The sequence below is a fragment of the Micromonospora sp. CPCC 205561 genome, assembly GCF_036906775.1.
GTDB lineage: Bacteria > Actinomycetota > Actinomycetes > Mycobacteriales > Micromonosporaceae > Micromonospora.
In genome coordinates, this window is record NZ_JBAKHV010000026.1 from 39,368 (window position 1) to 63,800 (window position 24,433).

Here is a 24,433-nt window from a genome sequence, read left to right on the forward strand (position 1 = left end):
TCCCTCAGCCGCGCTTACGCGTGGCGTAGCGGCGGCGGACGATCAGCCGGTCACTCGGCTGGCCCTTACGACGGGTGCGGCCCTCGGGCTTACCCTGCGGGTTGACCGGGTGGCGACCGCCGGAGGTCTTACCCTCACCACCACCGTGCGGGTGGTCGACCGGGTTCATCGCGACACCGCGGACGGTCGGGCGCTTGCCCTTCCACCGCATCCGGCCGGCCTTGCCCCAGTTGATGTTCGACTGGTCGGCGTTGCCGATCTCGCCGATGCTGGCGCGGCAGCGGACGTCGACGCGCCGGATCTCGCCGGACGGCATGCGCAGGGTCGCGTAGACGCCCTCGCGGCCGAGCAGCTGGATGCCGACGCCGGCCGAGCGGGCCAGCTTGGCGCCGCCGCCCGGACGCAGCTCCACGTTGTGGATCGTGGTACCGACCGGGATGTTGCGCAGCGGCAGGTTGTTGCCCGGCTTGATGTCCGCGCCGGGGCCCGACTCGACGGCGTCGCCCTGCTTCAGGTCCTTCGGCGCGATGATGTAGCGCTTCTCGCCGTCGGCGTAGTGCAGCAGCGCGATGCGCGCGGTGCGGTTCGGGTCGTACTCGATGTGCGCGACCTTCGCCGGCACGCCGTCCTTGTCGACCCGCTTGAAGTCGATCAGACGGTACTGCCGCTTGTGACCGCCACCGTGGTGCCGCGTGGTGATCCGGCCGTGGGCGTTACGCCCGCCCTTCTTCGGCAGCGGAGCCAGCAGCGACTTCTCGGGCGTCGACCGGGTGATCTCAGCGAAGTCGGCGACGCTGGAGCCACGCCGGCCCGGCGTCGTCGGCTTGTACTTACGGATAGCCATTGTCTACACCCCTCAGCTGACCGGGCCGCCGAAGGCCTCGATACGGTCACCGTCAGCCAGCTTCACGATCGCCCGCTTGGTCGCCTTGCGCTGACCGAAGCCGGTCTTGGTGCGCTTGCGCTTGCCCTGGCGGTTGAGCGTGTTGACCGTCAGGACGCGGACGTCGAAGATCTGCTGGATAGCGATCTTGATCTCCGTCTTGTTCGCGTCCGGGTGCACCAGGAAGGTGTACCAGTTGCGGTTCAGCTCGCTGTAGCTCTTCTCCGAGACGACCGGCGCCACGATGATGTCGCGCGGGTCGGCGATCGTGCTCACTTGCCACCCTCCTCGGTGGTCTCGGCGGGAACTCCCAGGAACTCGTCCAGGGCGTCCTTGGTGAAGACCACGTCGTCGGCCACCAGCACGTCGTACGTGTTGAGCTGGCCGGCCTCGATCAGGTGCACCCGCGGCTCGTTGCGCAGCGACACCCAGTTCAGCTCGTCGGTGCCGCTCAGCACGACCAGGACCCGGCTGGCCCCGGTCAGCTTCGCCAGCGTGGCCAGCGCGGCCTTGGTCGACGGCTTCTCGCCCGAGACGAACGCCTCGACGACGTGCACCTGCCCGGCGCGGGCCCGGTCGGAGAGGGCGCCACGCAGGGCGGCGGCCTTCATCTTCTTCGGGGTCCGCTGGCTGTAGTCGCGCGGCACGGGGCCGTGGACGACGCCACCGCCGGCGAACTGCGGCGCGCGGATCGAGCCCTGCCGCGCGCGGCCGGTGCCCTTCTGCTTGTACGGCTTCTTGCCGCCACCGGCGACCTCGCCGCGGGTCTTGACCTTGTGCGTGCCCTGCCGGGCCGCCGCGAGCTGGGCCACCACGACCTGGTGCATCAGCGCGACGTTGGCCTGGACGTCGAAGATGTCGGCGGGCAGCTCGACCGAGCCGCTCTTGGTGCCTTCGACGGTGAGGACGTCAACGGTGGTCACTTGGCCGCACCGCCCTTCTTCGCCTTGGTCTTGGCCGCGGTACGGACCAGGACCAGCGCGCCCTTGGGGCCGGGAATGGCGCCACGGACGAGCAGGAGGTTCTTCTCGGTGTCGACCGCCTGGACGGTCAGGTTCTGCACGGTGTAGCGCACGCCACCCATGCGGCCGGCCATCCGGGTGCCCTTGAAGACACGTCCCGGGGTGGCGCAGGCGCCGATGGAGCCCGGCGAACGGTGCTTGCGCTCGACACCGTGGCTGGCGCGCAGGCCGTGGAAGCCGTGCCGCTTCATCGGGCCGGCGTAGCCCTTGCCCTTGGTCTTGCCGGTGACGTCGATCGAGACGCCGGCCGGGAACTCCTCGACCGTGACCTCCTGGCCGAGCGAGTAGTCCGCGGCGTCGCTGGTGCGCAGCTCGACGATGTGCCGGCGCGGCGCGACGTCCGCCTTCGCGTAGTGCCCGCTGATCGGCTTCTTGACCTTGCGCGGGTCGATCGTGCCGTACGCCAGCTGGACCGCGGAGTAACCGTCCTTGTCGGCGCTACGAACCTGGCTGATGACGCACGGGCCGGCCTCGACCACGGTCACCGGGACAACACGGTTGTTGTCCCAGACCTGGGTCATGCCGAGCTTTGCGCCCAGGATCCCCTTGACTTGCCTGTCCATTTGTCCGGTCCCTACAGCTTGATCTCGATGTCGACGCCAGCCGGCAGGTCGAGGCGCATGAGCGAGTCGACCGTCTTCGGGGTCGGGTCGATGATGTCGATCAGCCGCTTGTGCGTGCGCATCTCGAAGTGCTCGCGCGAGTCCTTGTACTTGTGCGGCGAGCGGATAACGCAGAAACGGTTGATCTCCGTGGGCAGCGGCACCGGGCCCGCGACCTGCGCCCCGGTACGCGTCACCGTCTCGACGATCTTCCGAGCCGAGGAGTCGACGACCTCGTGGTCATAGGCCTTGAGCCGGATGCGGATCTTCTGTCCCGCCATGGTGGCTTCTGTTCCTTCTCTCGATGCCGCTGTGTTGCGGGCGCCTGTACCGGCTGGCACAGGCCCACTTCGCCGACCCCCGCGGTCGGGCGTGTCGCGCCCTCGGACCAGGCTCCGCCCCGGGACTCCGGAGCGACTCTGACCACGCGGTGGGTCAAGGCGTCGATCGCACTACCGCGACCTGAACGCCGTGCGAGGGTGGTTGACGGACGGGCCGCCAACCACCCTACGCTCGACTGCTCCGCCACCCGGAGGTTCAGCGAGAGCCGAACACGGGCAGCGAACTGTCGTTACGCAACCTGACTAGTATGCCGCACGACCGGCGGCGGGTCTAATCGGGGTTACCCAGCTCACTTAAGGATCTTGGTGACGAACCCGGCGCCGACGGTGCGGCCACCCTCGCGGATCGCGAACTTGAGGTTCTCCTCCATGGCGATGGGCTGGATCAGCTTCACCGTCATGGTGGTGTTGTCACCCGGCATGACCATCTCGGTGCCCTCGGGGAGCGTGACGACACCGGTGACGTCCGTGGTCCGGAAGTAGAACTGCGGACGGTAGTTCTGGAAGAACGGGGTGTGCCGGCCGCCCTCCTCCTTGGAGAGGATGTAGACCGTCGCCTCGAACTCCGTGTGCGGGGTCGTGGTGCCCGGCTTGATGACGACCATGCCGCGCTCGACGTCCTCGCGCTTGATGCCACGCAGCAGCAGACCGACGTTCTCGCCCGCGCGGGCCTCGTCGAGCAGCTTGCGGAACATCTCGATGCCGGTGCAGGTGGTCTTCATCGACTTCTCGCGGATGCCGACGATCTCCACCTCCTCGTTCGGCTTGAGCACGCCGCGCTCCGCGCGACCGGTGACGACCGTGCCACGACCGGTGATCGTGAAGACGTCCTCGATCGGCATGAGGAACGGCTTCTCGGTCTCGCGCTCCGGCTGCGGGATCGCGGTGTCGACCGCGGTCATCAGGTCCATCAGCTTGCCGGTCCACTCGGGGTCACCCTCGAGGGCCTTCAGCGCCGAGACGCGGACGACCGGCAGGTCGTCACCCGGGTAGTCCTGGTTCGACAGGAGCTCGCGCACCTCGAGCTCGACGAGCTCCAGGAGCTCCTCGTCGTCGACCATGTCGCTCTTGTTGAGCGCCACGACGATGTACGGCACGCCGACCTGACGGGCCAGCAGCACGTGCTCGCGGGTCTGCGGCATCGGGCCGTCGGTCGCCGCGACCACCAGGATCGCGCCGTCCATCTGCGCGGCACCGGTGATCATGTTCTTGATGTAGTCGGCGTGCCCGGGGCAGTCGACGTGCGCGTAGTGCCGCGCCTCGGTCTGGTACTCGACGTGCGCGATCGAGATCGTGATGCCGCGGGCCTTCTCCTCCGGCGCCTTGTCGATCTCGTCGAACGGCGTGTACGGGTTCAGGTCCGGGAACTGGTCGTGCAGGACCTTGGTGATGGCCGCCGTCAGCGTCGTCTTACCGTGGTCGATGTGACCAATGGTGCCGATGTTGACGTGCGGCTTAGTCCGCTCGAACTTCGCCTTCGCCACTGGTGTCCTCCTGTGGACTTCTTGGTTCGTTCGCCCCGGCGCGCCGGACGGCGCTTAGGACTCTGTCGACAGCCTTTCCGGCCTGGCGGCCGGAGAGCTTTGGTGGGTTCTGCGGCGATGAAGCCTACAGGCCCGGTCTCACGCGTCCCGACCGAGGTGGCCGCGGGTGGGAGCACCCTCCCGCGACCGCCCCGGATCATCGGATCAGGCTCGGGCGAGCGTCACTCGCCCGTCGCCTTGGCGATGATCTCCTTCGCCACGGAGGCCGGAACCTCGGCGTAGGAGTCGAACTGCATGCTGTAGCTAGCCCGGCCCTGGGTCTTCGACCGCAGGTCGCCGACGTAGCCGAACATCTCCGACAACGGCACCAGAGCCTTGACGACGCGGGCGCCGCTGCGCTCCTCCATCGCCTGGATGATGCCGCGGCGGGAGTTGAGGTCGCCGATGACGTCACCCATGTTCTCCTCAGGGGTGGTGACCTCAACGGCCATCATCGGCTCGAGCAGCGCGGGGTCGGCCTTGCGGGCCGCCTCCTTCATCACCATCGAGCCGGCGATCTTGAACGCCATCTCCGACGAGTCGACCTCGTGGTACTGGCCGTCCAGCAGGGTGAGCTTGAGGCCCACCAGGGGGAAGCCGGCGAGGATGCCGTACTGCATGGCGTCCTGCGCGCCCGCGTCCACCGACGGGATGAACTCCCGGGGGATGCGCCCACCGGTCACGGCGTTGGCAAACTCGTAGGTCGGGGCGTCGTTGCCCAGCGGCAGCGGCTCCAGGCTGATGATCACCCGGGCGTACTGGCCGGAACCACCGGTCTGCTTCTTGTGGGTGTACTCGACCTTGTCCACCTTGCGGCGGATGGTCTCGCGGTACGCCACCTGCGGCTTGCCGATGTTGGCCTCGACGTTGAACTCGCGGCGCATCCGGTCGACCAGGATGTCCAGGTGCAGCTCGCCCATGCCGGAGATGACCGTCTGACCGGTCTGGTCGTCCAGCTTGACGCGGAAGGTCGGGTCCTCCTCGGCCAGCCGCTGGATGGCGGTGCTGAGCTTCTCCTGGTCGGCCTTGGTCTTCGGCTCGATGGCGACCTCGATGACCGGCTCCGGGAAGGTCATCGACTCCAGGATGACCGGGTTCGCCGGGTCGCAGAGGGTGTCGCCGGTCGTGGTCTGCTTGAGACCCTGCACCGCGATGATGTCGCCAGCCTGGGCCGAGCTGCGCTCTTCCCGCTTGTTGGCGTGCATCTGGTAGATCTTGCCGATCCGCTCCTTGCGGTCCTTGGTGGAGTTGACCACCTGGGAGCCGGACTCGAGCGTGCCGGAGTAGATCCGCACGTAGGTGAGCTTGCCGAGGTGCTTGTCGGTCTGGATCTTGAAGGCCAGGCCCGAGAACGGCTCCGACACCGACGGCTTGCGCAGCATCGGGGTCTCGCCGTCGGTGGCCGTGCCCTCGATCGCCGGGACGTCCAGCGGCGACGGCAGGTACGCGACGACCGCGTCGAGCATCGGCTGGATGCCCTTGTTCTTGAACGCGGTGCCGGTGAGGACCGGGTTGGCCTTGCCGGCGATGGTGGACCGACGGATGGCCGCCTTGATCTCCTCGACGGAGATCTCCTCGCCCTCCAGGTACTTCTCCATCACCGAGTCGTCGACGTCGGCGAGGGTCTCCAGCAGCTTCTCGCGCCACTCCGCGGCGGAGTCGGCGAGGTCGGCCGGGATCTCCTCGATCGCGTAGTCCTCACCCTTCTGGGTCTCGCCCCGCCAGGTGAGCGCCCGCATCTCGACCAGGTCGACGACGCCGATGAAGTCGGACTCGGCGCCGATCGGGATCTGGAGGACCAGCGGGGTCGCGTTGAGCCGGTCGATCATCATCTGCACGCAGCGGAAGAAGTCGGCGCCGGTCCGGTCGAGCTTGTTGACGAAGCACATCCGGGGGACGTTGTACTTGTCGGCCTGGCGCCAGACGTTCTCCGTCTGGGGCTCCACACCGGCGACACCGTCGTAGACAGCGACCGCACCGTCCAGCACCCGCAACGACCGCTCCACCTCGACCGTGAAGTCGACGTGACCGGGCGTGTCGATGATCTGGATCGTGTGGCCCTTCCACTCACACTTGGTGGCAGCGGAGGTGATGGTGATACCACGCTCCTGCTCCTGCTCCATCCAGTCCATGACGGCGGCGCCCTCGTGGACCTCACCGATCTTGTACGTGATGCCGGTGTAGAACAGGATCCGCTCGGTGGTAGTGGTCTTACCGGCATCGATGTGCGCCATGATGCCGATGTTGCGTACGTTGGCGAGCGCGTCTGCGGCGGCCACTTCAATCCCTACTTATCGTCGTCTCGACACAACTGGTGGCGGTTCCGGCGCCACGAGGGCGCCGGAACCTGGGTGTTACCAGCGGTAGTGCGCGAAGGCCTTGTTCGACTCGGCCATCTTGTGCGTGTCCTCGCGCCGCTTGACGGCGGCACCGAGGCCGTTGCTCGCGTCCAGCAGCTCGTTCATCAGCCGCTCGATCATGGTCTTCTCGCGACGGGCGCGGGAGTAGGTGACCAGCCAGCGCAGGCCCAGGGTGGTCGCCCGGGCGGGGCGGACCTCGACCGGGACCTGGTAGGTGGCGCCACCGACGCGGCGGCTGCGCACCTCGAGGGTCGGCTTGACGTTGTCCATCGCCCGCTTGAGGGTGACGACCGGGTCGGTGCCGGACTTCTCGCGGCAGCCCTCGAGGGCGGCGTAGACGATGCGCTCGGCGAGCTGACGCTTGCCGCGCAGCAGGATCTTGTTCACCAGCTGGGTGACGAGCGGCGAGTTGTACACCGGGTCAGCGACCAGCGGCTTCCGCGGAGCGGGTCCCTTACGCGGCATGTCAGCTCTTCTCCTTCTTCGCGCCGTAGCGGCTGCGCGCCTGCTTGCGGTTGCGGACACCCTGGGTGTCCAGCGAACCGCGGACGATCTTGTAACGCACGCCGGGGAGGTCCTTCACCCGGCCGCCGCGGACGAGCACGATCGAGTGCTCCTGGAGGTTGTGGCCGACACCGGGGATGTAGGCGGTCACCTCGATCTGGCTGCTGAGCTTGACACGAGCGACCTTGCGCAGCGCCGAGTTCGGCTTCTTGGGGGTGGTGGTGTACACGCGGGTGCACACGCCGCGCCGCTGAGGGGAACCCTTCAACGCCGGGGTCTTGGTCTTACTCGTCTTCGCCTGGCGGCCCTTTCGGACCAGCTGCTGGATCGTGGGCACCGGGTTTCTCCGCTCCCTTCGACCGCCTGGTGGCGGCCGCGCCGTCTGCCGTAGCCGACCTGATGGCCGACTCTCCTACATTCCGACCAGGGCCACCTCGCGGAGGTCCCGGTACCCGCGGTCGGGCGTGTCGCCCAGCTCACGGTCCCGGCGCCGACGCTCTCGCGTGTCGACCGGGTCTTGCACCGGCACACGGCAGGCCGCGCGCCGGGTCTTTGGCTTTGTCGTGCTCCCGCGCGATCTCCGGGGGACCGGATCCAGCGCACGCACGAGTTGCCCGGGCTTGCCCGGGCGCAAGGGGAAAGAGTACCTATCACAACCGCACAGGTCAAAACGGAGCGGCTGGCGGAGCATCCCACCGCCCGCCGATCGAACCCGTCGCGCCTGCCCGCCCGTGATGGGCACCTACGGAAACAAGTGTAACGGCTTCCCCGGAGACCGACCCGTCGACCCCGTCACGGCGGCGCCCACCCGCGCGCCGGCGTCACGCCAGCGCCAGCAGCAACGCCAGCCCCAGGCCGAGCAGGCTGAGCAGCAGCCCCGCGCCGCCGCAGCAGACACCCGCGATCGCCAGGCCGCGACCGGTGAAGCGGACGGCCGGTGGCGCCGCCGGCCGCCGGATCTGCCGCAGCCCGAGCAGGCCGGCGACGACCGCGCCCGCGCCCGCCAGGACGCCCAGCACCGTGAAGGCCCCGGCCGCCCAGGCACCGTTCGCGCCGGCCACCGCGCCGAAGCAGACGACCACCATGGCGACCAGCGTCGAGACGACCCCGGCCACCAGCGACCCCACGGCCAGGCCGGAGGTGACCGGCGGCACGTCGAGGTGCACGACGCCGAACGGCGTACCGGCGACCGCCTCGACCCGCTTCGGCGGCAGGGCCGCCTCGCGCGGCGGCGGGGGCACCGGGGCCGCGGCCGGGCCCCAGCCGAGAGCCGGCCCCGGGCCGACGCCCCCGGTCGTGGCGCCCCGGGGCGCCACGGGATCGCTGCCCGGGAAGCGCGCCGGTTCGGTCACGGGTCCTCCTGTCGACGTTGAGCGTCCGCCGCCGCGCGGCGGACACCGGGCCAGGCTACCGCCGTCGGCCGGACGGGCCGCGCCGGGCGCGACCGCTCCCCCGGTTGGTCGTCAGTCCACGTTCGGCGCGAAGTCCTGCCCCGAGGGCGCGTCGGCGAGTTGGACCACCCCGATCACCACCGCGGTCACGACGCTGACGGCCACCAGCACCAGGCCCGCCCACGCCAGCCGCTCCCCCCGGCGCAGCCAGGCCGCGCCGGTCAGGAACCCCCCCGAGGCGTACGCCTCCCGGCGGGCCTGCCGGGCCAGCTGGAGCGCCACCGTCGCCGGCACCACGCCGCCGATGAACAGGCCGGTCAGCGCGCCCACCAGGCCCAGCGCGAAGACGGCCCGCGCCTTGGTGGCCCGGACCGGGTCCGGGTCGAGCGGATGGCGCGGCGGCCCCGGCTGGGCGACGGGCGCCTGCCCGGGTGCGGTCGTCATGTCCCCATCATGCCCCGCCCCGCCGGGCCACGGCGCCCGCACCGCTCACCCGGTGCCGGGACGCGACGAGGCCCCCGGCGGGACGCCGGGGGCCTCGTCGACAGTGCTGCCTAGCGGTACGACCCGAAGTCGAAGTCGTCCAGCGGAACCGCCTGGCCGCTGGCCGGCCCGAAGCCGTAGTCGGTCTCCGGGTAGCCGGTCATCGAGTAGACCTTGGCCTTCGCCTCCTCGGTCGGCTCGACCCGGACGTTGCGGTACTTGCTGATGCCCGTACCGGCCGGGATGAGCTTACCGATGATCACGTTCTCCTTGAGGCCGACGAGCGAGTCGCTGCGCGAGTTGATCGCCGCGTCGGTCAGCACCCGGGTGGTCTCCTGGAAGGAGGCCGCCGAGAGCCAGGAGTCGGTGGCCAGCGACGCCTTGGTGATACCCATCAGCACCGGGCGGCCGGCGGCGGGCTCGCCGCCCTCCGAGACGAGCCGGCGGTTCTCCGACTCGAACAGCGCCCGATCGACCAGCACGCCCGGCAGGAACTCGGTCGAGCCGGAGTCGATGACCGTCACCCGCTTGAGCATCTGGCGAATGATGATCTCGATGTGCTTGTCGTGGATGAGCACACCCTGCGAGCGGTAGACCTCCTGGACCTCACTGGTCAGGTGGACCTGGACCGCCCGCGGACCCATGATCCGCAGCAGCTCGTGCGGGTCGATGGTGCCCTCGGTCAGCTTCTCGCCGACCGCGACGTGACCGCCGTCGTGGGTCCGCAGCTTGACCCGCTTCGAGATCTTGTCGTAGACGATCTCGTCGCTGCCGTCGTCCGGCACCACGATGATCTTCCGGGACCGCTCGCCGTCCTCGATCCGGACCCGGCCGGGGGTGTCGGCGATGGGCGCCTTGCCCTTCGGGACGCGGGCCTCGAAGATCTCCTGGACCCGGGGCAGACCCTGGGTGATGTCCTCACCCGCCACACCACCGGTGTGGAAGGTACGCATCGTCAGCTGCGTGCCCGGCTCACCGATGGACTGGGCGGCGATGATGCCGACCGCCTCGCCGATGTCGACCGACTTGCCGGTCGGCAGCGACCGACCGTAGCAGGCCGCGCAGACGCCCAGCTTCGACTCGCAGGTGAGCACGCTGCGCACCCGGACCGTCTCCGTCCCGGCGGCGACGATCTTGTCGACCAGGATCGAGTTGAGGTCCTGACCCCGCTCCGCCACCACGGTGCCGTCCGGCCCCTTGATGTCGTCGGCCAGCGTCCGGGCGTGCACGCTGGTCTCGGCGTGGGTGTGCACGACGAGCCTGTCGTCGAGCCGCTCGCCGATCTGCATCGGGATCGCGCGGTCGGTGCCGCAGTCCTCCTCGCGGATGATGACGTCCTGCGAGACGTCCACCAGACGACGGGTCAGGTAACCCGAGTCGGCGGTCCGCAGCGCGGTGTCGGCGAGACCCTTGCGGGCACCGTGCGTGGAGATGAAGTACTCCAGTACGGAGAGACCCTCCCGGTAGCTGGCCTTGATCGGCCGGGGGATGATCTCGCCCTTCGGGTTGGCCACCAGACCACGGATCGCCGCGATCTGCCGGAGCTGGAGGAGGTTACCGCGGGCACCCGAGTTGATCATCTTCCACAGCGGGTTCTCCTGCGGCAGGGCGGTGTCCATCTCCTTGGCGACCTCGTTGGTCGCCTTGGTCCAGATCTGGATCAGCTCGCCGCGGCGCTCCTCCGGCGTCATCAGACCGCGCTGGTACTGCTTGTCGATCTGGTCGGCGTCCTTCTCGTACCGGGCCAGGATCTCCCGCTTGCGCGGCGGGGCGATGACGTCCTCCATGCCGATCGTCACACCGGACCAGGTGGCCCAGTGGAAGCCGGCCTCCTTGAGCCCGTCCAGGGTGGCGGCCAGCGCCACCTTGGGGAAGCGCTCGGCGAGGTCGTTGACGATCGCGGAGAGCTGACCCTTGCGGATCTCGTAGTTCACGAAGCGGTAGCCCTGCGGCAGCGTCTCGTTGAACAGCACCCGACCGAGCGTCGTCTCGACGGTCAGCGGCTCGCCCTCGACCCAGCCCTCCGGGGCGCTCCACGCCTCGGCGCCGGCGCCGTTGTCGACCCCGACCACGCCGCGCAGGCGGATCTTCACCGGGGCCTGGAGGTGCAGCTCGCCGTTGTCGTACGCCATCCGCGCCTCGGCGTCCGAGCTGAACGCCCGGCCCTCGCCCTTCTCGCCCGCGGTGAGGTGGGTGAGGTGGTAGAGGCCGATGACCATGTCCTGGGTGGGCATGGTGACGGGCTTGCCGTCGGCCGGCTTGAGGATGTTGTTCGACGACAGCATCAGGATCCGCGCCTCGGCCTGGGCCTCGGCGGAGAGCGGCACGTGCACCGCCATCTGGTCACCGTCGAAGTCGGCGTTGAACGCGGTGCAGACCAGCGGGTGGATCTGGATGGCCTTGCCCTCGACGAGCTGCGGCTCGAAGGCCTGGATGCCCAGGCGGTGCAGGGTGGGCGCCCGGTTCAGCAGGACCGGGTGCTCACCGATGACCTCTTCCAGCACGTCCCAGACGACCGGACGCTGCCGCTCGACCATCCGCTTGGCGGACTTGATGTTCTGCGCGTGGTTGAGGTCGACCAGCCGCTTCATCACGAACGGCTTGAACAGCTCCAGCGCCATCTGCTTGGGCAGGCCGCACTGGTGCAGCTTGAGCTTCGGGCCGACGACGATGACGGAACGGCCGGAGTAGTCGACGCGCTTGCCCAGCAGGTTCTGCCGGAACCGGCCCTGCTTGCCCTTGAGCATGTCGGAGAGCGACTTCAGCGGGCGGTTGCCCGGCCCGGTGACCGGCCGGCCGCGGCGGCCGTTGTCGAACAGCGCGTCGACGGCCTCCTGGAGCATCCGCTTCTCATTGTTGACGATGATCTCGGGAGCGCCGAGGTCGATCAGCCGCTTGAGGCGGTTGTTCCGGTTGATCACGCGGCGGTACAGGTCGTTCAGGTCGGAGGTCGCGAAGCGGCCACCGTCCAGCTGCACCATCGGACGCAGGTCCGGCGGGATGACCGGCACGCAGTCGAGCACCATGCCGAGCGGCGAGTTGCGGGTGTTCAGGAACGCCGCGACGACCTTCAGCCGCTTGAGCGCCCGGATCTTCCGCTGCCCCTTGCCGGAGCGGATGGTCTCGCGCAGGCTCTCGGCCTCGGCGTCGAGGTCCATGTTCTGGACCAGCGCCTTGATGGCCTCGGCGCCCATGCCGCCGGTGAAGTACTCGCCGAAGCGGTCGCGCAGCTCGCGGTAGAGCAGCTCGTCGGTGACGAGCTGCTTCGGCTCCAGCTTGCGGAAGGTGTCCAGCACCTCGTCCAGGCGGTCGATCTCGCGCTGGGCCCGGTCGCGGATCTGGCGCATCTCGCGCTCTCCGCCCTCCTTGACCTTGCGCCGGACGTCCGCCTTGGCACCCTCGGCCTCCAGCTCGGCCAGGTCGGCCTCGAGCTTGGTGGCCCGCTTCTCGATCTCCGAGTCGCGGCTGTTCTCTGCCTGCCGCTTCTCGGCCAGGATCTCGTTCTCGATCGTCGAGAGGTCGCGGTGACGCGACTCGGCGTCCACGCTGGTCACGACGTACGAGGCGAAGTAGATGATCTTTTCGAGGTCCTTGGGGGCGAGGTCCAGCAGGTAGCCCAGCCGGCTCGGCACGCCCTTGAAGTACCAGATGTGGGTCACCGGAGCGGCGAGCTCGATGTGCCCCATCCGCTCACGACGGACCTTCGACCGGGTCACCTCGACGCCGCAGCGCTCACAGATGATGCCCTTGAACCGGACCCGCTTGTACTTACCGCAGTAGCACTCCCAGTCCCGCTGCGGACCGAAGATCTTCTCGCAGAAGAGCCCGTCCTTTTCCGGCTTCAGGGTGCGGTAGTTGATCGTCTCAGGCTTCTTGACCTCACCGTGCGACCACTGACGGATGTCGTCGGCGGTGGCGAGGCCGATGCGCAGCTCGTCGAAGAAGTTGACGTCGAGCACTATGTCCCCTATGTCGTCGTCTGTACTGCTAGCTAGTGGGTGGGGTCGGGAGCCGGCGAGCCGGCCCCCGACCGCTCACCTCAGACCTCTTCGACCGAGCTCGGCTCGCGCCTGGACAGGTCGATGCCCAGCTCCTCCGCGGCCCGGAACACCTCGTCGTCGGTCTCGCGCATCTCCAGGGCCACGCCGTCGCTGGAGAGCACCTCGACGTTGAGGCACAGCGACTGCAGTTCCTTGAGCAACACCTTGAACGACTCCGGGATGCCCGGCTCCGGGATGTTCTCGCCCTTGACGATGGCCTCGTAGACCTTGACCCGGCCGAGGACGTCGTCGGACTTGATGGTCAGCAGCTCCTGCAGGGCGTACGCGGCGCCGTACGCCTGCATCGCCCAGCACTCCATCTCACCGAAGCGCTGGCCACCGAACTGGGCCTTACCACCCAGCGGCTGCTGCGTGATCATCGAGTACGGGCCGGTCGACCGGGCGTGGATCTTGTCGTCGACCAGGTGGTTGAGCTTGAGGATGTAGATGTAGCCGACCGCGATCGGGTCCGGCAGCGGCTCACCGGAGCGGCCGTCGAAGAGCTGCGCCTTGCCGGAGGCGCCGATCAGCTGCTTGCCGTCCCGGTTGGGCAGGGTCGACGACAGCAGACCGGAGATCTCCTCCTCGCGGGCACCGTCGAAGACCGGCGTGGCCACGTTGGTGTCCGGCTCGGACTCGTGCGCCTCGATGGAGCGCAGCTGGCGCTTCCACTCGGTGTCGTCGCCGTCGACGCTCCACCCCGTCTTCGCCACCCAGCCGAGGTGCGTCTCCAGCACCTGGCCGATGTTCATCCGGCTCGGCACACCCAGCGGGTTGAGCACGATGTCGACGGGCGTCCCGTCCTCCAGGAACGGCATGTCCTCGATGGGCAGGATCTTCGAGATGACGCCCTTGTTGCCGTGCCGGCCGGCGAGCTTGTCGCCGTCCTGGATCTTCCGCTTCTGGGCGACGTAGACCCGGACCAGCTCGTTGACGCCCGGCGGCAGCTCGTCGCCGTCCTCGCGGGAGAAGGTACGAACGCCGATGACCGTGCCGGTCTCGCCGTGCGGCACCTTCAGCGAGGTGTCCCGGACCTCGCGCGCCTTCTCACCGAAGATCGCACGCAGCAGCCGCTCCTCCGGGGTCAGCTCGGTCTCGCCCTTGGGCGTGACCTTGCCGACCAGGATGTCGCCGGGGACGACCTCGGCGCCGATCCGGATGATGCCGCGCTCGTCGAGGTCGGCGAGCATCTCCTCGCTGACGTTCGGGATGTCGCGGGTGATCTCCTCCGGGCCGAGCTTGGTGTCCCGGGCGTCGACCTCGTGCTCCTCGATGTGGATCGAGGTGAGCACGTCCTGCTGCACGAGGCGCTGCGACAGGATGATCGCGTCCTCGTAGTTGTGGCCCTCCCAGCACATGAACGCCACGAGCAGGTTGCGCCCGAGCGCCATCTCGCCCTCGTCGGTGCACGGACCGTCGGCGATGACCTGACCGGCCTCGACGCGGTCGCCCTCGAAGACCACCGGCTTCTGGTTGACGCAGGAGCCGGCGTTGGAGCGGCGGAACTTGTGCAGCAGGTACGTGCGGCGGTGGCCGTCGTCCTGGTGGATCGTGATGTAGTCGGCGCAGAGGTCCTCGATGACGCCGCCGACCTCGGCGACGACCACGTCACCGGCGTCGACCGCGGCGCGGTACTCCATGCCGGTGCCGACCAGCGGGGACTCGGCCTTGACCAGCGGCACCGCCTGGCGCTGCATGTTCGCGCCCATCAGTGCCCGGTTGGCGTCGTCGTGCTCGAGGAACGGGATCATCGCGGTGGCGACCGAGGTCATCTGCCGCGGCGACACGTCCATGTAGTCGACGGCGCTCGGCACCACGTCCTCGGTCTCGCCGCCCTTACGACGACACAGGACCCGGTCCTCGGCGAACGTGCCGTCGGCCCTCAGCGGCGCGTTGGCCTGCGCCTTGACGAACCGGTCCTCCTCGTCCGCGGTCAGGTAGTCGATCTGGTCGGTGACCCGACCGTCGACGACCTTCCGGTACGGCGTCTCGATGAAGCCGAACGGGTTGACCCGGGCGAAGGTGGAGAGCGCGCCGATCAGGCCGATGTTCGGGCCTTCCGGCGTCTCGATCGGGCACATCCGGCCGTAGTGGGACGGGTGCACGTCGCGGACCTCGAAGCCGGCCCGCTCCCGGGACAGACCACCCGGGCCGAGCGCGCTCAGCCGGCGCCGGTGGGTCAGGCCCGCCAGCGGGTTGGTCTGGTCCATGAACTGGGACAGCTGCGACGTGCCGAAGAACTCCTTGATCGCCGCCACCACCGGGCGGATGTTGATCAGGGTCTGCGGCGTGATCGCCTCGACGTCCTGGGTGGTCATCCGCTCGCGGACGACGCGCTCCATCCGGGACAGGCCGACCCGGACCTGGTTCTGGATCAGCTCCCCCACGGTGCGCAGGCGCCGGTTGCCGAAGTGGTCGATGTCGTCGGCCTCGTAGCCGTCCTCACCGGCGTGCAGCCGGCAGAGGTACTCCACGGTGGCGACGATGTCGTCCTCGGTCAGGGTGCCGGTGGTGATCGGCACCTCCAGCTCGAGCTTCTTGTTGAACTTGTAACGACCGACCTTGGCGACGTCGTACCGCTTCGGGTTGAAGAAGAGGTTGTCGAGCAGGGTCTGGGCGTTCTCACGGGTCGGCGGCTCGCCAGGGCGGAGCTTCCGGTAGATGTCGAGCAACGCCTCGTCCGCGCCGGCGATGTGGTCCTTCTCGAGCGTGGTCATCATCAGCTCGGACCAGCCGAACCGCTCACGGATCCGCTCGGCCGACCAACCGACGGCCTTGAGCAGGACGGTGACGGCCTGCCGGCGCTTGCGGTCGATGCGGACGCCGACCGTGTCGCGCTTGTCGATGTCGAACTCGAGCCAGGCACCCCGGCTGGGGATGACCTTGACGCTGGTGAGGTCGCGGTCGGAGGTCTTGTCCGGCTGCTTGTCGAAGTAGACGCCCGGGGAGCGGACGAGCTGGCTGACCACGACGCGCTCGGTGCCGTTGATGATGAAGGTGCCCTTCGGCGTCATCATCGGGAAGTCACCCATGAACACCGTCTGGCTCTTGATCTCGCCGGTGGTGTTGTTGGTGAACTCCGCGGTCACGAACAGCGGGGCGCAGTAGGTCAGGTCCTTCTCCTTGCACTCCTCGATCGAGGCCTTGACCTCGTCGAAGCGCGGAGCCGAGAAGGAGAGCGACATGGTGCCGGAGAAGTCCTCAATGGGACTGATCTCGTCGAGGATCTCCGCGAGACCCGAGCGTGCGTGCGGGTCGTCCGCCGACCGGCCCTGCCAAGCCTCGTTGCCGACGAGCCAGTCGAAGGACTCGTTCTGGATGGCGAGGAGGTTGGGGACCTCGAGGTGTTCGGTGATCCTGCCGAATGAAACTCGGCGGGGAGCGAATGCGCTCGACGTACGACTGGTCTTCGCAGGGCGGGAAGCTGCCAAGATGCGTCCTTCCGAGGACCGGTGCTGCAGAACGGCTGGTACGCGTGCACTCCAATGACCCCACCAGAAATATCCGTAACCGGACATTTCCGAGCAGGGGTCAAGTCGGAAGGCAGCGCAAACTAGCAGTGTAGCCGAGAGGCTAACCGCTGTCCAGCCCACCCCGCAGGTCGTCGCGGAACGTGCCTCGGGACCCCTGATCCGGGGTCGCACCGGGCCGCTCGGAACGCGACGTTCCTGCCGGGCCGCTCGGGTGCGGCGGCCGACGGTGTCGCCGCTGCCATTACCCGAACGGTGGCCGTTGCAAGCGCGGAAGGTCTTGCTGTGTCAGCGTGCCTGTCAGCCCGGGGCCGCGTCAAGGCCCGCATCCGGGTCGCCGCGTCTTTCCCACCCCCGGGCGACCGTCGCGCGCCGCCGCGTCGGCCGGCCCCGGACGTCCACGCCCTGCTCACCGCCGGTGCCGCCGGATCCACCAACACGGCGGGCGGCGATCCGGTGTCGGATCGCCGCCCGCCGTGACGCGGCGCGTCGGAGCTCGGCCGAGCCGGACGCGCGCGCCCGGTGGTACGTCAGGTCACTTGAGGGTGACCTTGGCGCCCTCGCCCTCGAGCTTGGCCTTGGCCTTGTCGGCGGTCTCCTTGTTGGCCTTCTCCAGGACGGCCTTCGGAGCGGCCTCGACCAGGTCCTTGGCCTCCTTGAGGCCCAGGCCGGTCAGCTCACGCACGACCTTGATGACCTGGATCTTCTTGCCGCCGTCAGCCTCGAGGATGACGTCGAACTCGTCCTTCTCCGGCTCGGCCTCGGCGGCGGCGGCGCCGGCACCCGGGGCGACCATCATCGCGGCCGGAGCCGCGGCGGTGACCTCGAAGGTCTCCTCGAACTGCTTCACGAACTCGGAGAGCTCGATCAGCGTCATCTCCTTGAACGCGTCGAGCAGCTCGTCGGTGCTGAGCTTCGCCATGTCTGGCGTCCTTTCCTGGATCTGTTAGGTAAGAACTGGGTGCGCCGCGGGGCCTCAGGCCGCCTCGGCGCCCTCCTTCTCGCGCTTCTCCTGCAGGGCGGCCGCCAGGCGGGCGGTCTTCGACAGCGGGGCTTGGAACAGGGCCGCGGCCTTGCTCAGGTTGCCCTTCATCGCGCCGGCCAGCTTGGCCAGCAGCACCTCGCGGGACTCGAGGTCGGCGAGCTTCGTGACCTCGGCCGCGTTGATGGCCCTGCCCTCGAAGACGCCGCCCTTGATGACGAGCTTCGGGTTGGCCTTCGCGAAGTCGCGAAGCCCTTTCGCCGCCTCGACGACGTCGCCCGAAACGAAAGTCAGCGCGGTAGGACCGGTGAACATCTCGTCGAGGCCGGAGATGCCAGCGTCGGACGCGGCACGCTTCGCCAGCGTGTTCTTCGCGACCGTGTAGCTGGTCTCCTTGCCGAGCGAGCGCCGCAGCTGGGTGAGCTGGGAAACCGTCAGACCGCGGTACTCGGTCAGCACCGTGGCGCCCGCGTTGCGGAAGCTCTCGGTCAGCTCAGCGACGGCCGTGGCCTTGTCGGCCCGGATCGGCTTGTCCGCCATGTCCCTCCTCTCTCGTTACTCGAGGCCGGTCACCGTCGTCGGCCGGAGCTTTCGACGGGGACGGAGGCGCCACGACAACGAGAAAAGCCCCGGCGCAGGGCGCACGGGGCGAGGGTCGGCACGCGGGCACGGTCGGCGGACCATGCTCAGCACCGATTATCGCTTACCGCCCTGCGCGGGTCGCCCGTCATCGCGGGACCTTCGACCGTGCCGGGGCACGGTGACCAGCGGTCTCTGGGTGGAACTTCGAGGTTGAGGTTACGCGAGCACCCCCCCGACCACCAAATCGCCTCCGGGTGGGCCGGATCACCGGTTGCGACGGTCCCACACCCCGGCGGCGGTCAGGGGCGGAACCGGCGCCGCCACAGGTAGCCGGCGCCCGCCGCCACGCTCCAGGCCGCCGCCCAGGCGGTGAGCAGGGCCACGGTCGGCGGGGCCGGGTCGCCCGCGGCGGCCCGCGCGGTCGCCATGACCGGCGGGGCCAGCCACGGCGCCACCGAGCCGCTCAGGCCGAGGACGACCGCGCCGACCCCGCCGAGCGCGAGCACCGCGACGCCGTACCCGGCGCTGCCCGTAGAGGCGCGGCTGGCCAGCGCCCCGAGCGCCACCGCCGCCGGTACGGCCAGCAGGTGCGCCCAGAGCCCGACGAGGATGCCGACCGGCACCGGCCGGTCGTCCGGCCCCACCGGGCCACTGACCCCACCGACCAGCCACGGGAAGACCAGCGCGACGGCCACCGTGACGAGGCCGGCCGCCCCGGCCGCGAGCAGCCCGGCCAGCCGCTCCCGGCGCGCCCCGACCAGCGCCTGGGCCAACCGGCGCTGCACGTCCGGCTCGACGTCCAGCAGCACCTTCGTCTGCCAGGCCAGCACCGGGAAGAGCACCACCGCCGAGACGCCGTACGCCTCCCCCGGCTGCGCCCGGCCGCCCCCGTAGAGGACGCCCAGGGCCACCAGGCCGGCGAGCAGCGGGGCCAGCGCCCGCCCCGTACGCAGGAAGCCGGCCAACCGCAGCCGGAGCAGCGCGGTCACCGCGGCCCCCCGGTGGTGCCGCCCGTGGCCTCGGGCGCCCGGGGAACGGGTGCGGCGCCGGCGTCCGGGGCGCCCGCCGACGGCCCCTCGGCGCCGGGCCGCGCCGGGGGGCGTACGCGAAGGATCTGGTGGCCGTCGGCGCGCAACCGGGCGACGGTGCCCTCGACCCGGGTGGCCGGGACCGCCACCTCGACCACCGCCAGCGCCGCGTCGGCCGACGGCGTGCTCTCGGTGACCGTGCCGTCGGCCACCGTCCAGCGACGGGCCCCGGGCAGCCGGGCGACCTCGCCGCGGTGGTCGCTGACCAGCACCGAGCCGCCCGCCGCCGCCACCTCGTCGATGACCGCGGGCACCAGTTCCCGGGTCGCGGCGTCGAGGCCCTCCCACGGCTCGTCGAGTACCAGCAGGCCGGGTGGACGCAGCATCGCCTGGGCCAGGCCGACCTTCTGGGCGGTGCCCTTGGACAGCTCCGGCAGCCGGACGCGGCGGAAGCCGGCCAGGCCCAGCCGGGAGGTCCAGTGCTCGACCGCGCGCCGCGCCGCCGCCGGATCGAGGCCGGCGACCCGGCCCATGGCCGTCAGGTAGCGCTCGACGGTGAAGGGCTGGTCGGCCGGGAAGCGCTCCGGCACCCACCCGACGTGCGGGGGCCGGCCCGTCACCCGCCCCCGGCTCGGCCGCAGGACGCCGGCCGCCACCTGGAGCAGGGTCGACTTGCCCACGCCGTTGCGGCCGAGCACGACCACGACCTCGCCGGGGCCGACCCGCACCCCGGCCTCCCGCAGCACCCACGGCCCCCGTCGCCGGTACCGCAGCCAGACGTTCTCCAGGCGCACCGGCCGAGCATGTCACAACCGACACGGAACGGGGCGCCGCCACGATGTGGCGACGCCCCGTTGCGGGAGCGGGTGCTCAGGCCTCGGCCGAGCCCTCCTGGAGGTTCTTCACCACGTTGGGGTCGACCGGGACGCCCGGGCCCATGGTGGTGGTGAGGGTGACCTTCTTGAGGTACTTGCCCTTGGCGGCGGACGGCTTGGCCCGCAGGACCTCGTCGAGGACCGCCGCGTAGTTGTCGATCAGCTGGGTCTCGGAGAACGAGGCCTTACCGATGATCAGGTGCAGGTTGGAGTGCTTGTCCACCCGGAAGGTGATCTTACCGCCCTTGATGTCCGAGACGGCCTTGGTGACGTCCATGGTCACCGTGCCGGTCTTCGGGTTCGGCATGAGACCGCGCGGGCCCAGGATCCGCGCGATCCGGCCGATCTTGGCCATCTGGTCCGGCGTGGCGATCGCCGCGTCGAAGTCGAGCCAGCCACCCTGGATCCGGGCGACCAGTTCGTCGGTGCCCACCTCGTCCGCACCGGCGGCGGCGGCCTCCTCGGCCTTCGCGCCGGCGGCGAAGACGATCACGCGGGCGGTCTTACCGGTGCCGTGCGGCAGGTTGACCACGCCGCGGACCATCTGGTCCGCCTTGCGGGGGTCGACGCCGAGGCGCATCGCGACCTCGACCGTGGCGTCGAACTTGGCGGTGGTGGTGTCCTTGGCCAGCTTCACGGCCTCGGCGGGGGTGTAGAGCTTCGACCGGTCGATGACGTCGGCGGCCTTGCGGTAGCTCTTGCTGCGCTGCATGTTTCTGCGTACTCCTGTGGTCTCTGGCGGGCCGCGGTGGTCGCGCGCCCTCCCACGAACTGGTCGGGTGAGTGCTGACCGAGGTCAGTCGTTGACGATGATGCCCATCGACCGGGCGGTGCCGGCGATGATCTTCGCAGCCTGGTCGACGTCGTTGGCGTTGAGGTCGACCATCTTCTTCTCGGCGATCTCACGCACCTGGGCCTGCGACACGGAGCCGACCTTGTCCTTCTGCGGGACGCCCGAGCCCTTCTCCACGCCGGCGGCCTTGAGCAGCAGCCGGGCGGCGGGCGGGGTCTTCAGGACGAAGGTGAAGCTGCGGTCCTCGTAGACGCTGATCTCGGCGGGGACGATGTCGCCCCGCTGGGACTCGGTCTGCGCGTTGTAGGACTTGCAGAACTCCATGATGTTCACGCCGTGCTGGCCGAGCGCGGGGCCGACCGGCGGCGCCGGCGTGGCCTGGCCCGCCTTCAGCTGAAGCGTGAACGTCTTGACTAGCTTCTTCTTCGGAGGCATGTCTCTTCCTGGGGCTTGGAACTGGGAAATGTGCCGGTCACGAACGCGCACGGTCAGCGCGACGCGACGGCGGCGACGTTCTAGGGTAGCGCAGCATCCCGTCGCCCCCCACGCCGAGGTGGGCGGGGCGGGGCGGCGGAACGGGAACGCCGGCGGCGGGCCGCTGCCCACCGCCGGCGCCCCGGACGTCAGATCTTGGTGACCTGGTTGAAGTTCAGCTCGACCGGCGTCTCGCGTCCGAAGATCGACACCAGCACCTTGAGCTTCTGCTGGTCGGCGTTGATCTCGCTGATCGTCGCCGGCAGCGAGGCGAAGGCGCCGTCGGTGACCGTGACCGAGTCGCCGACCTCGAAGTCGAGGACCTTGACCTCGGGCTTGGCCTTCTTCTGCTCGGTCTCGACGGCCGGCGCCAGCCACTTCAGCACCTCGTCGAGGGAGAGCGGGGCCGGGCGGTCGGCCCGGTCCGTCGCACCCACGAAGCCGGTGACGCCCGGCGTGTTGCGTACGCAGGAGTAGGACTCGGCGGTCAGCTCCATCCGGACCAGGATGTAGCCCGGGAAGACCTTGGCCTGGATCTGCGACCGCTTCCCGTTCTTGACCTCCACCTCTTCCCGGGTCGGCACCTCGACCTGGTAGATGTAGTCCTCCATGTCGAGGCTCGTGATCCGGGTCTCGAGGTTGGTCTTGACCTTGTTCTCGTAGCCGGCGTACGAGTGCACCACGTACCAGTCACCCGGCGCGTAGCGCAGCTTCTGCCGCAGCTCGGCTACCGGGTCGTAATCCTCGTCCGGCGCGGGCTCGGTGGTGGGGAACTCCGGCTCGCTGGCGGCCTCGACCGACTCGTCACCAGCCGCCGTCGCCACCGTGGACTGCTCGTCCGTGGTCTCGGCGGTCTCGTCGTACTCAGGCACGCTTGCTCACTTCCGTCACTATCGGCTCAGTCGGCCGGTCAGCTGGGGTTGCCGAAGACCCACAGCACGCCCTTCGCGAAGGCGAAGTCCAGGCCGGCCACGATCGTCAGCATCACCGCGACGAAGGCGACCACCACGGCCGTGTAGGTCAGCAGCTCCTTGCGGGTCGGCCAGATGACCTTACGCAGTTCCGCCACGACCTCGCGGATGAATCGGGCGATGCGGCCGAACAGGCCCACGCGCTCCGTCTCCGCCTTGGTCTTCGGACGGCTGTCCGCCGAATCCGCCTTCGCCCGCGACCGCGTCGCGGTGCCGCCCCGGGAGACCGGCTCCTCGTCGTCGGTGGCGTCGGCGTCGGCCACGTCGTCGACGACCTCGTCGTGCAGACCGTCGTCGCCGGCGTCCTCGCCGCGGCGCTTCTTGTCGGCCACTTCGCCCTCCGTCGCGGGATGTCGGGTCACACGCTGTCGGGCGTGCGCGGCGCTTGGTCACGCCGGCCGGACCAACCGTCCCGCGACGGGCCGCGGCCGGCGGATCAGCCGGAGGGCCCGAATGCCTCGGAGCCACCCCGCCGATGCCACCACCACGGGCCGGACGCCGCCGTTCGGCGGCGCGACCCACGGGAACGGTCAGGCCTGAGGCGCAGGGGTGACAGGACTTGAACCTGCAGCCTGCGGTTTTGGAGACCGCTGCTCTGCCAATTGAGCTACACCCCTGTGCGGCAATGCTCACCCCACCCGGTCACGGACGACCGTGCAGGGGTTACTTGCCCCACGGCGGACCAGTGTACGGGTAGCGGCACCACTTTCCCAACCGGTCTGCCCCTCGCGAGTCGGGAGCCTGGTCAGCGGGGCTTCCGCACGGTCGCCCGGGCCTGCGAAAGCACCTTCTCGCCCCGGCAGGTGGCGGTCACGTCGAGCCGGGTCAGCCCCTCCCCGGTGACCTCACGGACCACCGCGGTGACCTCGATCTCGGTGCCCTCGTCGTCGTCCGGTACGACCACCGGCCGGGTGAAACGGACGTTGTAGTCGACGATCGCGTCGGGCGCCCCGGCCCAGTCGGCCACCGCGCGGCCGACCAGCGCCATGGTGAACATGCCGTGCGCGATCACACCCGGCAGACCCACCTTCGCGGCGGTCCGGTCATTCCAGTGGATCGGGTTGAAGTCGCCCGAGGCGCCGGCGTAGCGGACCAGGTCCGCGCGCGTCACCCGGAACGTCCTGGCTGGCAGCTCCATCTCAGCCCTCCCCACGTACGACGAGCTTGGACCAGACGGTCACCACCGGGTCGCCGGCCGCGGTGGCGACCTCGGTGCGGGTGGTCAGGAAGCCGTGCCCGCCGCGACTGCTGACGTCGTCGATGACACTGACGCAGACCAGCTCGTCCCCCGCCACCACCGGACGGGTGTAGGCGAAGCGCTGGTCGCCGTGGACGACGCGGCTGTAGTCGACGCCGAGGGCCGGATCATCGATGATCTGCTGGTTGGCCGCCAGCGTGAGCACGATGGGGAAGGTCGGCGGGGCGACCACGTCCGGGTGGCCCAGCGCGCGGGCGGCCTCCGGGTCGTGGTGGGCCGGGTCGGCGGCACCGATCGCCGCGGCGAACTCGCGGATCTTTTCTCGGCCCACCTGGTAGGGGGCGGTCGGCGGATACGTCCGGCCGACGAAGGACGGGTCCAGGGACATGCCGCGAACCTACACGCCGACGACGAACGCCGGTCCGGACGGTCGGTGGCGGCCGGAGCCGCCCCGTGCCGTACGAACCGGCGTTCGGGAAGTGCCAGGGACCGGGCCGGCGGTGCCGGCCGCAGGTCAGCGGGTCTCGCGGTGAACCGTGTGCTTGCCGTCCCGCGGGCAGAACTTCTTCAGCTCGATGCGGTCGGGGTCGTTACGGCGGTTCTTGCGCGTGATGTAGTTGCGCTCCTTGCACTCCACACACGCCAAAGTGATCTTCGGCCGGACATCGGTCGCCTTCGCCACGGCGGAGTGCCTTCCTCTAACGGGTAACAACTACGGCGCGTCAGCCTACGCGCTGACGGCGTGGACATGCAAAGTGGGCGCCTGTGGCGCCCGTCCCACCGACCGCCGGGAGCTGACCCGGTGGACGAGAGTAGCGGTGGCCGGACTTGAACCGGCGACACAGCGATTATGAGCCGCTTGCTCTGCCATCTGAGCTACACCGCCGTGGCGGGTCCAGCCGGACCCTCTG

General features: G+C 69.6%; 24 protein-coding genes and 2 tRNA genes. All 26 read right to left on the bottom strand.

The window, feature by feature from the left end:
• Nucleotides 1-4 precede the first annotated feature (4 nt).
• The gene (gene rplB, locus V6V16_RS15595) at nucleotides 5-844 is read right to left on the bottom strand and encodes a 50S ribosomal protein L2 (protein WP_109801295.1); all 840 of its coding nucleotides are present in this window, start codon (nucleotides 842-844) and stop codon (nucleotides 5-7) included.
• A 12-nt stretch (nucleotides 845-856) separates the two neighbouring features.
• Complete coding sequence (rplW, locus tag V6V16_RS15600; protein WP_088998352.1) at nucleotides 857-1,159, bottom strand: 50S ribosomal protein L23; 303 nt, start codon at nucleotides 1,157-1,159, stop codon at nucleotides 857-859.
• Nucleotides 1,156-1,806 (bottom strand): 50S ribosomal protein L4, encoded by a 651-nt coding sequence (gene rplD, locus V6V16_RS15605; protein ID WP_334562763.1) that lies wholly within the window; start codon nucleotides 1,804-1,806, stop codon nucleotides 1,156-1,158. The genes rplW and rplD overlap by 4 nt, the downstream gene beginning before the upstream one ends.
• Nucleotides 1,803-2,468, bottom strand: a complete 666-nt coding sequence (gene rplC, locus V6V16_RS15610) for a 50S ribosomal protein L3 (protein ID WP_334562765.1) — start codon at nucleotides 2,466-2,468, stop codon at nucleotides 1,803-1,805. The genes rplD and rplC overlap by 4 nt, the downstream gene beginning before the upstream one ends.
• Before the next feature lie 11 nt (nucleotides 2,469-2,479).
• Entirely contained in the window at nucleotides 2,480-2,788 is a 309-nt protein-coding gene (rpsJ, locus tag V6V16_RS15615) for a 30S ribosomal protein S10 (RefSeq protein ID WP_007073037.1), read from the bottom strand.
• Between the two features lie 350 nt (nucleotides 2,789-3,138).
• Nucleotides 3,139-4,332, bottom strand: coding sequence for an elongation factor Tu (gene tuf / locus V6V16_RS15620; protein WP_334562767.1), 1,194 nt, complete (start codon nucleotides 4,330-4,332; stop codon nucleotides 3,139-3,141).
• A 221-nt stretch (nucleotides 4,333-4,553) separates the two neighbouring features.
• A complete protein-coding gene (gene fusA / locus V6V16_RS15625) occupies nucleotides 4,554-6,650 on the bottom strand; it encodes an elongation factor G (RefSeq protein ID WP_334562769.1) in 2,097 nt (698 codons plus the stop codon).
• 75 nt (nucleotides 6,651-6,725) lie between these two features.
• Nucleotides 6,726-7,196 carry a 30S ribosomal protein S7 gene (rpsG, locus tag V6V16_RS15630; protein WP_077938296.1) on the bottom strand — a complete coding sequence of 157 codons (471 nt, stop codon included), beginning with the start codon at nucleotides 7,194-7,196 and terminating at the stop codon, nucleotides 6,726-6,728.
• A 1-nt stretch (nucleotide 7,197) separates the two neighbouring features.
• Nucleotides 7,198-7,572 carry a 30S ribosomal protein S12 gene (rpsL, locus tag V6V16_RS15635; protein WP_014440718.1) on the bottom strand — a complete coding sequence of 125 codons (375 nt, stop codon included), beginning with the start codon at nucleotides 7,570-7,572 and terminating at the stop codon, nucleotides 7,198-7,200.
• A gap of 484 nt (nucleotides 7,573-8,056) precedes the next feature.
• On the bottom strand, nucleotides 8,057-8,449 hold the full coding sequence (locus tag V6V16_RS15640) for a hypothetical protein (RefSeq protein ID WP_334562828.1): 393 nt from the start codon (nucleotides 8,447-8,449) through the stop codon (nucleotides 8,057-8,059).
• A gap of 249 nt (nucleotides 8,450-8,698) precedes the next feature.
• Nucleotides 8,699-9,070 (bottom strand): hypothetical protein, encoded by a 372-nt coding sequence (locus V6V16_RS15645; RefSeq protein WP_334562772.1) that lies wholly within the window; start codon nucleotides 9,068-9,070, stop codon nucleotides 8,699-8,701.
• 110 nt (nucleotides 9,071-9,180) lie between these two features.
• Entirely contained in the window at nucleotides 9,181-13,068 is a 3,888-nt protein-coding gene (locus V6V16_RS15650; protein ID WP_334562773.1) for a DNA-directed RNA polymerase subunit beta', read from the bottom strand.
• A gap of 80 nt (nucleotides 13,069-13,148) precedes the next feature.
• Entirely contained in the window at nucleotides 13,149-16,580 is a 3,432-nt protein-coding gene (gene rpoB, locus V6V16_RS15655) for a DNA-directed RNA polymerase subunit beta (RefSeq protein WP_334562775.1), read from the bottom strand.
• Nucleotides 16,581-17,154: 574 nt separating this feature from the next.
• Nucleotides 17,155-17,541 carry a 50S ribosomal protein L7/L12 gene (gene rplL / locus V6V16_RS15660; RefSeq protein WP_334562776.1) on the bottom strand — a complete coding sequence of 129 codons (387 nt, stop codon included), beginning with the start codon at nucleotides 17,539-17,541 and terminating at the stop codon, nucleotides 17,155-17,157.
• Nucleotides 17,542-17,595: 54 nt separating this feature from the next.
• Nucleotides 17,596-18,141: a 50S ribosomal protein L10 gene (gene rplJ / locus V6V16_RS15665; protein ID WP_334562778.1), complete on the bottom strand. Its 546-nt coding sequence runs from the start codon at nucleotides 18,139-18,141 to the stop codon at nucleotides 17,596-17,598.
• Nucleotides 18,142-18,482: 341 nt separating this feature from the next.
• Nucleotides 18,483-19,172, bottom strand: a complete 690-nt coding sequence (locus V6V16_RS15670; RefSeq protein ID WP_334562780.1) for a hypothetical protein — start codon at nucleotides 19,170-19,172, stop codon at nucleotides 18,483-18,485.
• On the bottom strand, nucleotides 19,169-20,005 hold the full coding sequence (locus V6V16_RS15675; RefSeq protein ID WP_334562782.1) for an ABC transporter ATP-binding protein: 837 nt from the start codon (nucleotides 20,003-20,005) through the stop codon (nucleotides 19,169-19,171). The genes V6V16_RS15670 and V6V16_RS15675 overlap by 4 nt, the downstream gene beginning before the upstream one ends.
• 76 nt (nucleotides 20,006-20,081) lie before the next feature.
• Nucleotides 20,082-20,798, bottom strand: coding sequence for a 50S ribosomal protein L1 (gene rplA / locus V6V16_RS15680; RefSeq protein WP_334562783.1), 717 nt, complete (start codon nucleotides 20,796-20,798; stop codon nucleotides 20,082-20,084).
• A gap of 84 nt (nucleotides 20,799-20,882) precedes the next feature.
• On the bottom strand, nucleotides 20,883-21,314 hold the full coding sequence (gene rplK / locus V6V16_RS15685) for a 50S ribosomal protein L11 (RefSeq protein WP_334562784.1): 432 nt from the start codon (nucleotides 21,312-21,314) through the stop codon (nucleotides 20,883-20,885).
• Between the two features lie 188 nt (nucleotides 21,315-21,502).
• Nucleotides 21,503-22,225 (bottom strand): transcription termination/antitermination protein NusG, encoded by a 723-nt coding sequence (gene nusG / locus V6V16_RS15690; protein ID WP_334562786.1) that lies wholly within the window; start codon nucleotides 22,223-22,225, stop codon nucleotides 21,503-21,505.
• Between the two features lie 38 nt (nucleotides 22,226-22,263).
• The gene (gene secE, locus V6V16_RS15695) at nucleotides 22,264-22,656 is read right to left on the bottom strand and encodes a preprotein translocase subunit SecE (protein WP_334562787.1); all 393 of its coding nucleotides are present in this window, start codon (nucleotides 22,654-22,656) and stop codon (nucleotides 22,264-22,266) included.
• Nucleotides 22,657-22,868: 212 nt separating this feature from the next.
• Nucleotides 22,869-22,941, bottom strand: a tRNA-Trp gene (locus V6V16_RS15700).
• Nucleotides 22,942-23,069: 128 nt separating this feature from the next.
• Nucleotides 23,070-23,462 carry a MaoC family dehydratase gene (locus V6V16_RS15705; RefSeq protein WP_334562788.1) on the bottom strand — a complete coding sequence of 131 codons (393 nt, stop codon included), beginning with the start codon at nucleotides 23,460-23,462 and terminating at the stop codon, nucleotides 23,070-23,072.
• 1 nt (nucleotide 23,463) lies between these two features.
• Nucleotides 23,464-23,910, bottom strand: a complete 447-nt coding sequence (locus V6V16_RS15710) for an FAS1-like dehydratase domain-containing protein (RefSeq protein WP_334562789.1) — start codon at nucleotides 23,908-23,910, stop codon at nucleotides 23,464-23,466.
• A 126-nt stretch (nucleotides 23,911-24,036) separates the two neighbouring features.
• Nucleotides 24,037-24,204: a 50S ribosomal protein L33 gene (gene rpmG, locus V6V16_RS15715; protein WP_013288652.1), complete on the bottom strand. Its 168-nt coding sequence runs from the start codon at nucleotides 24,202-24,204 to the stop codon at nucleotides 24,037-24,039.
• Between the two features lie 131 nt (nucleotides 24,205-24,335).
• Nucleotides 24,336-24,408, bottom strand: a tRNA-Met gene (locus tag V6V16_RS15720).
• Between the last annotated feature and the right edge of the window lie 25 nt (nucleotides 24,409-24,433).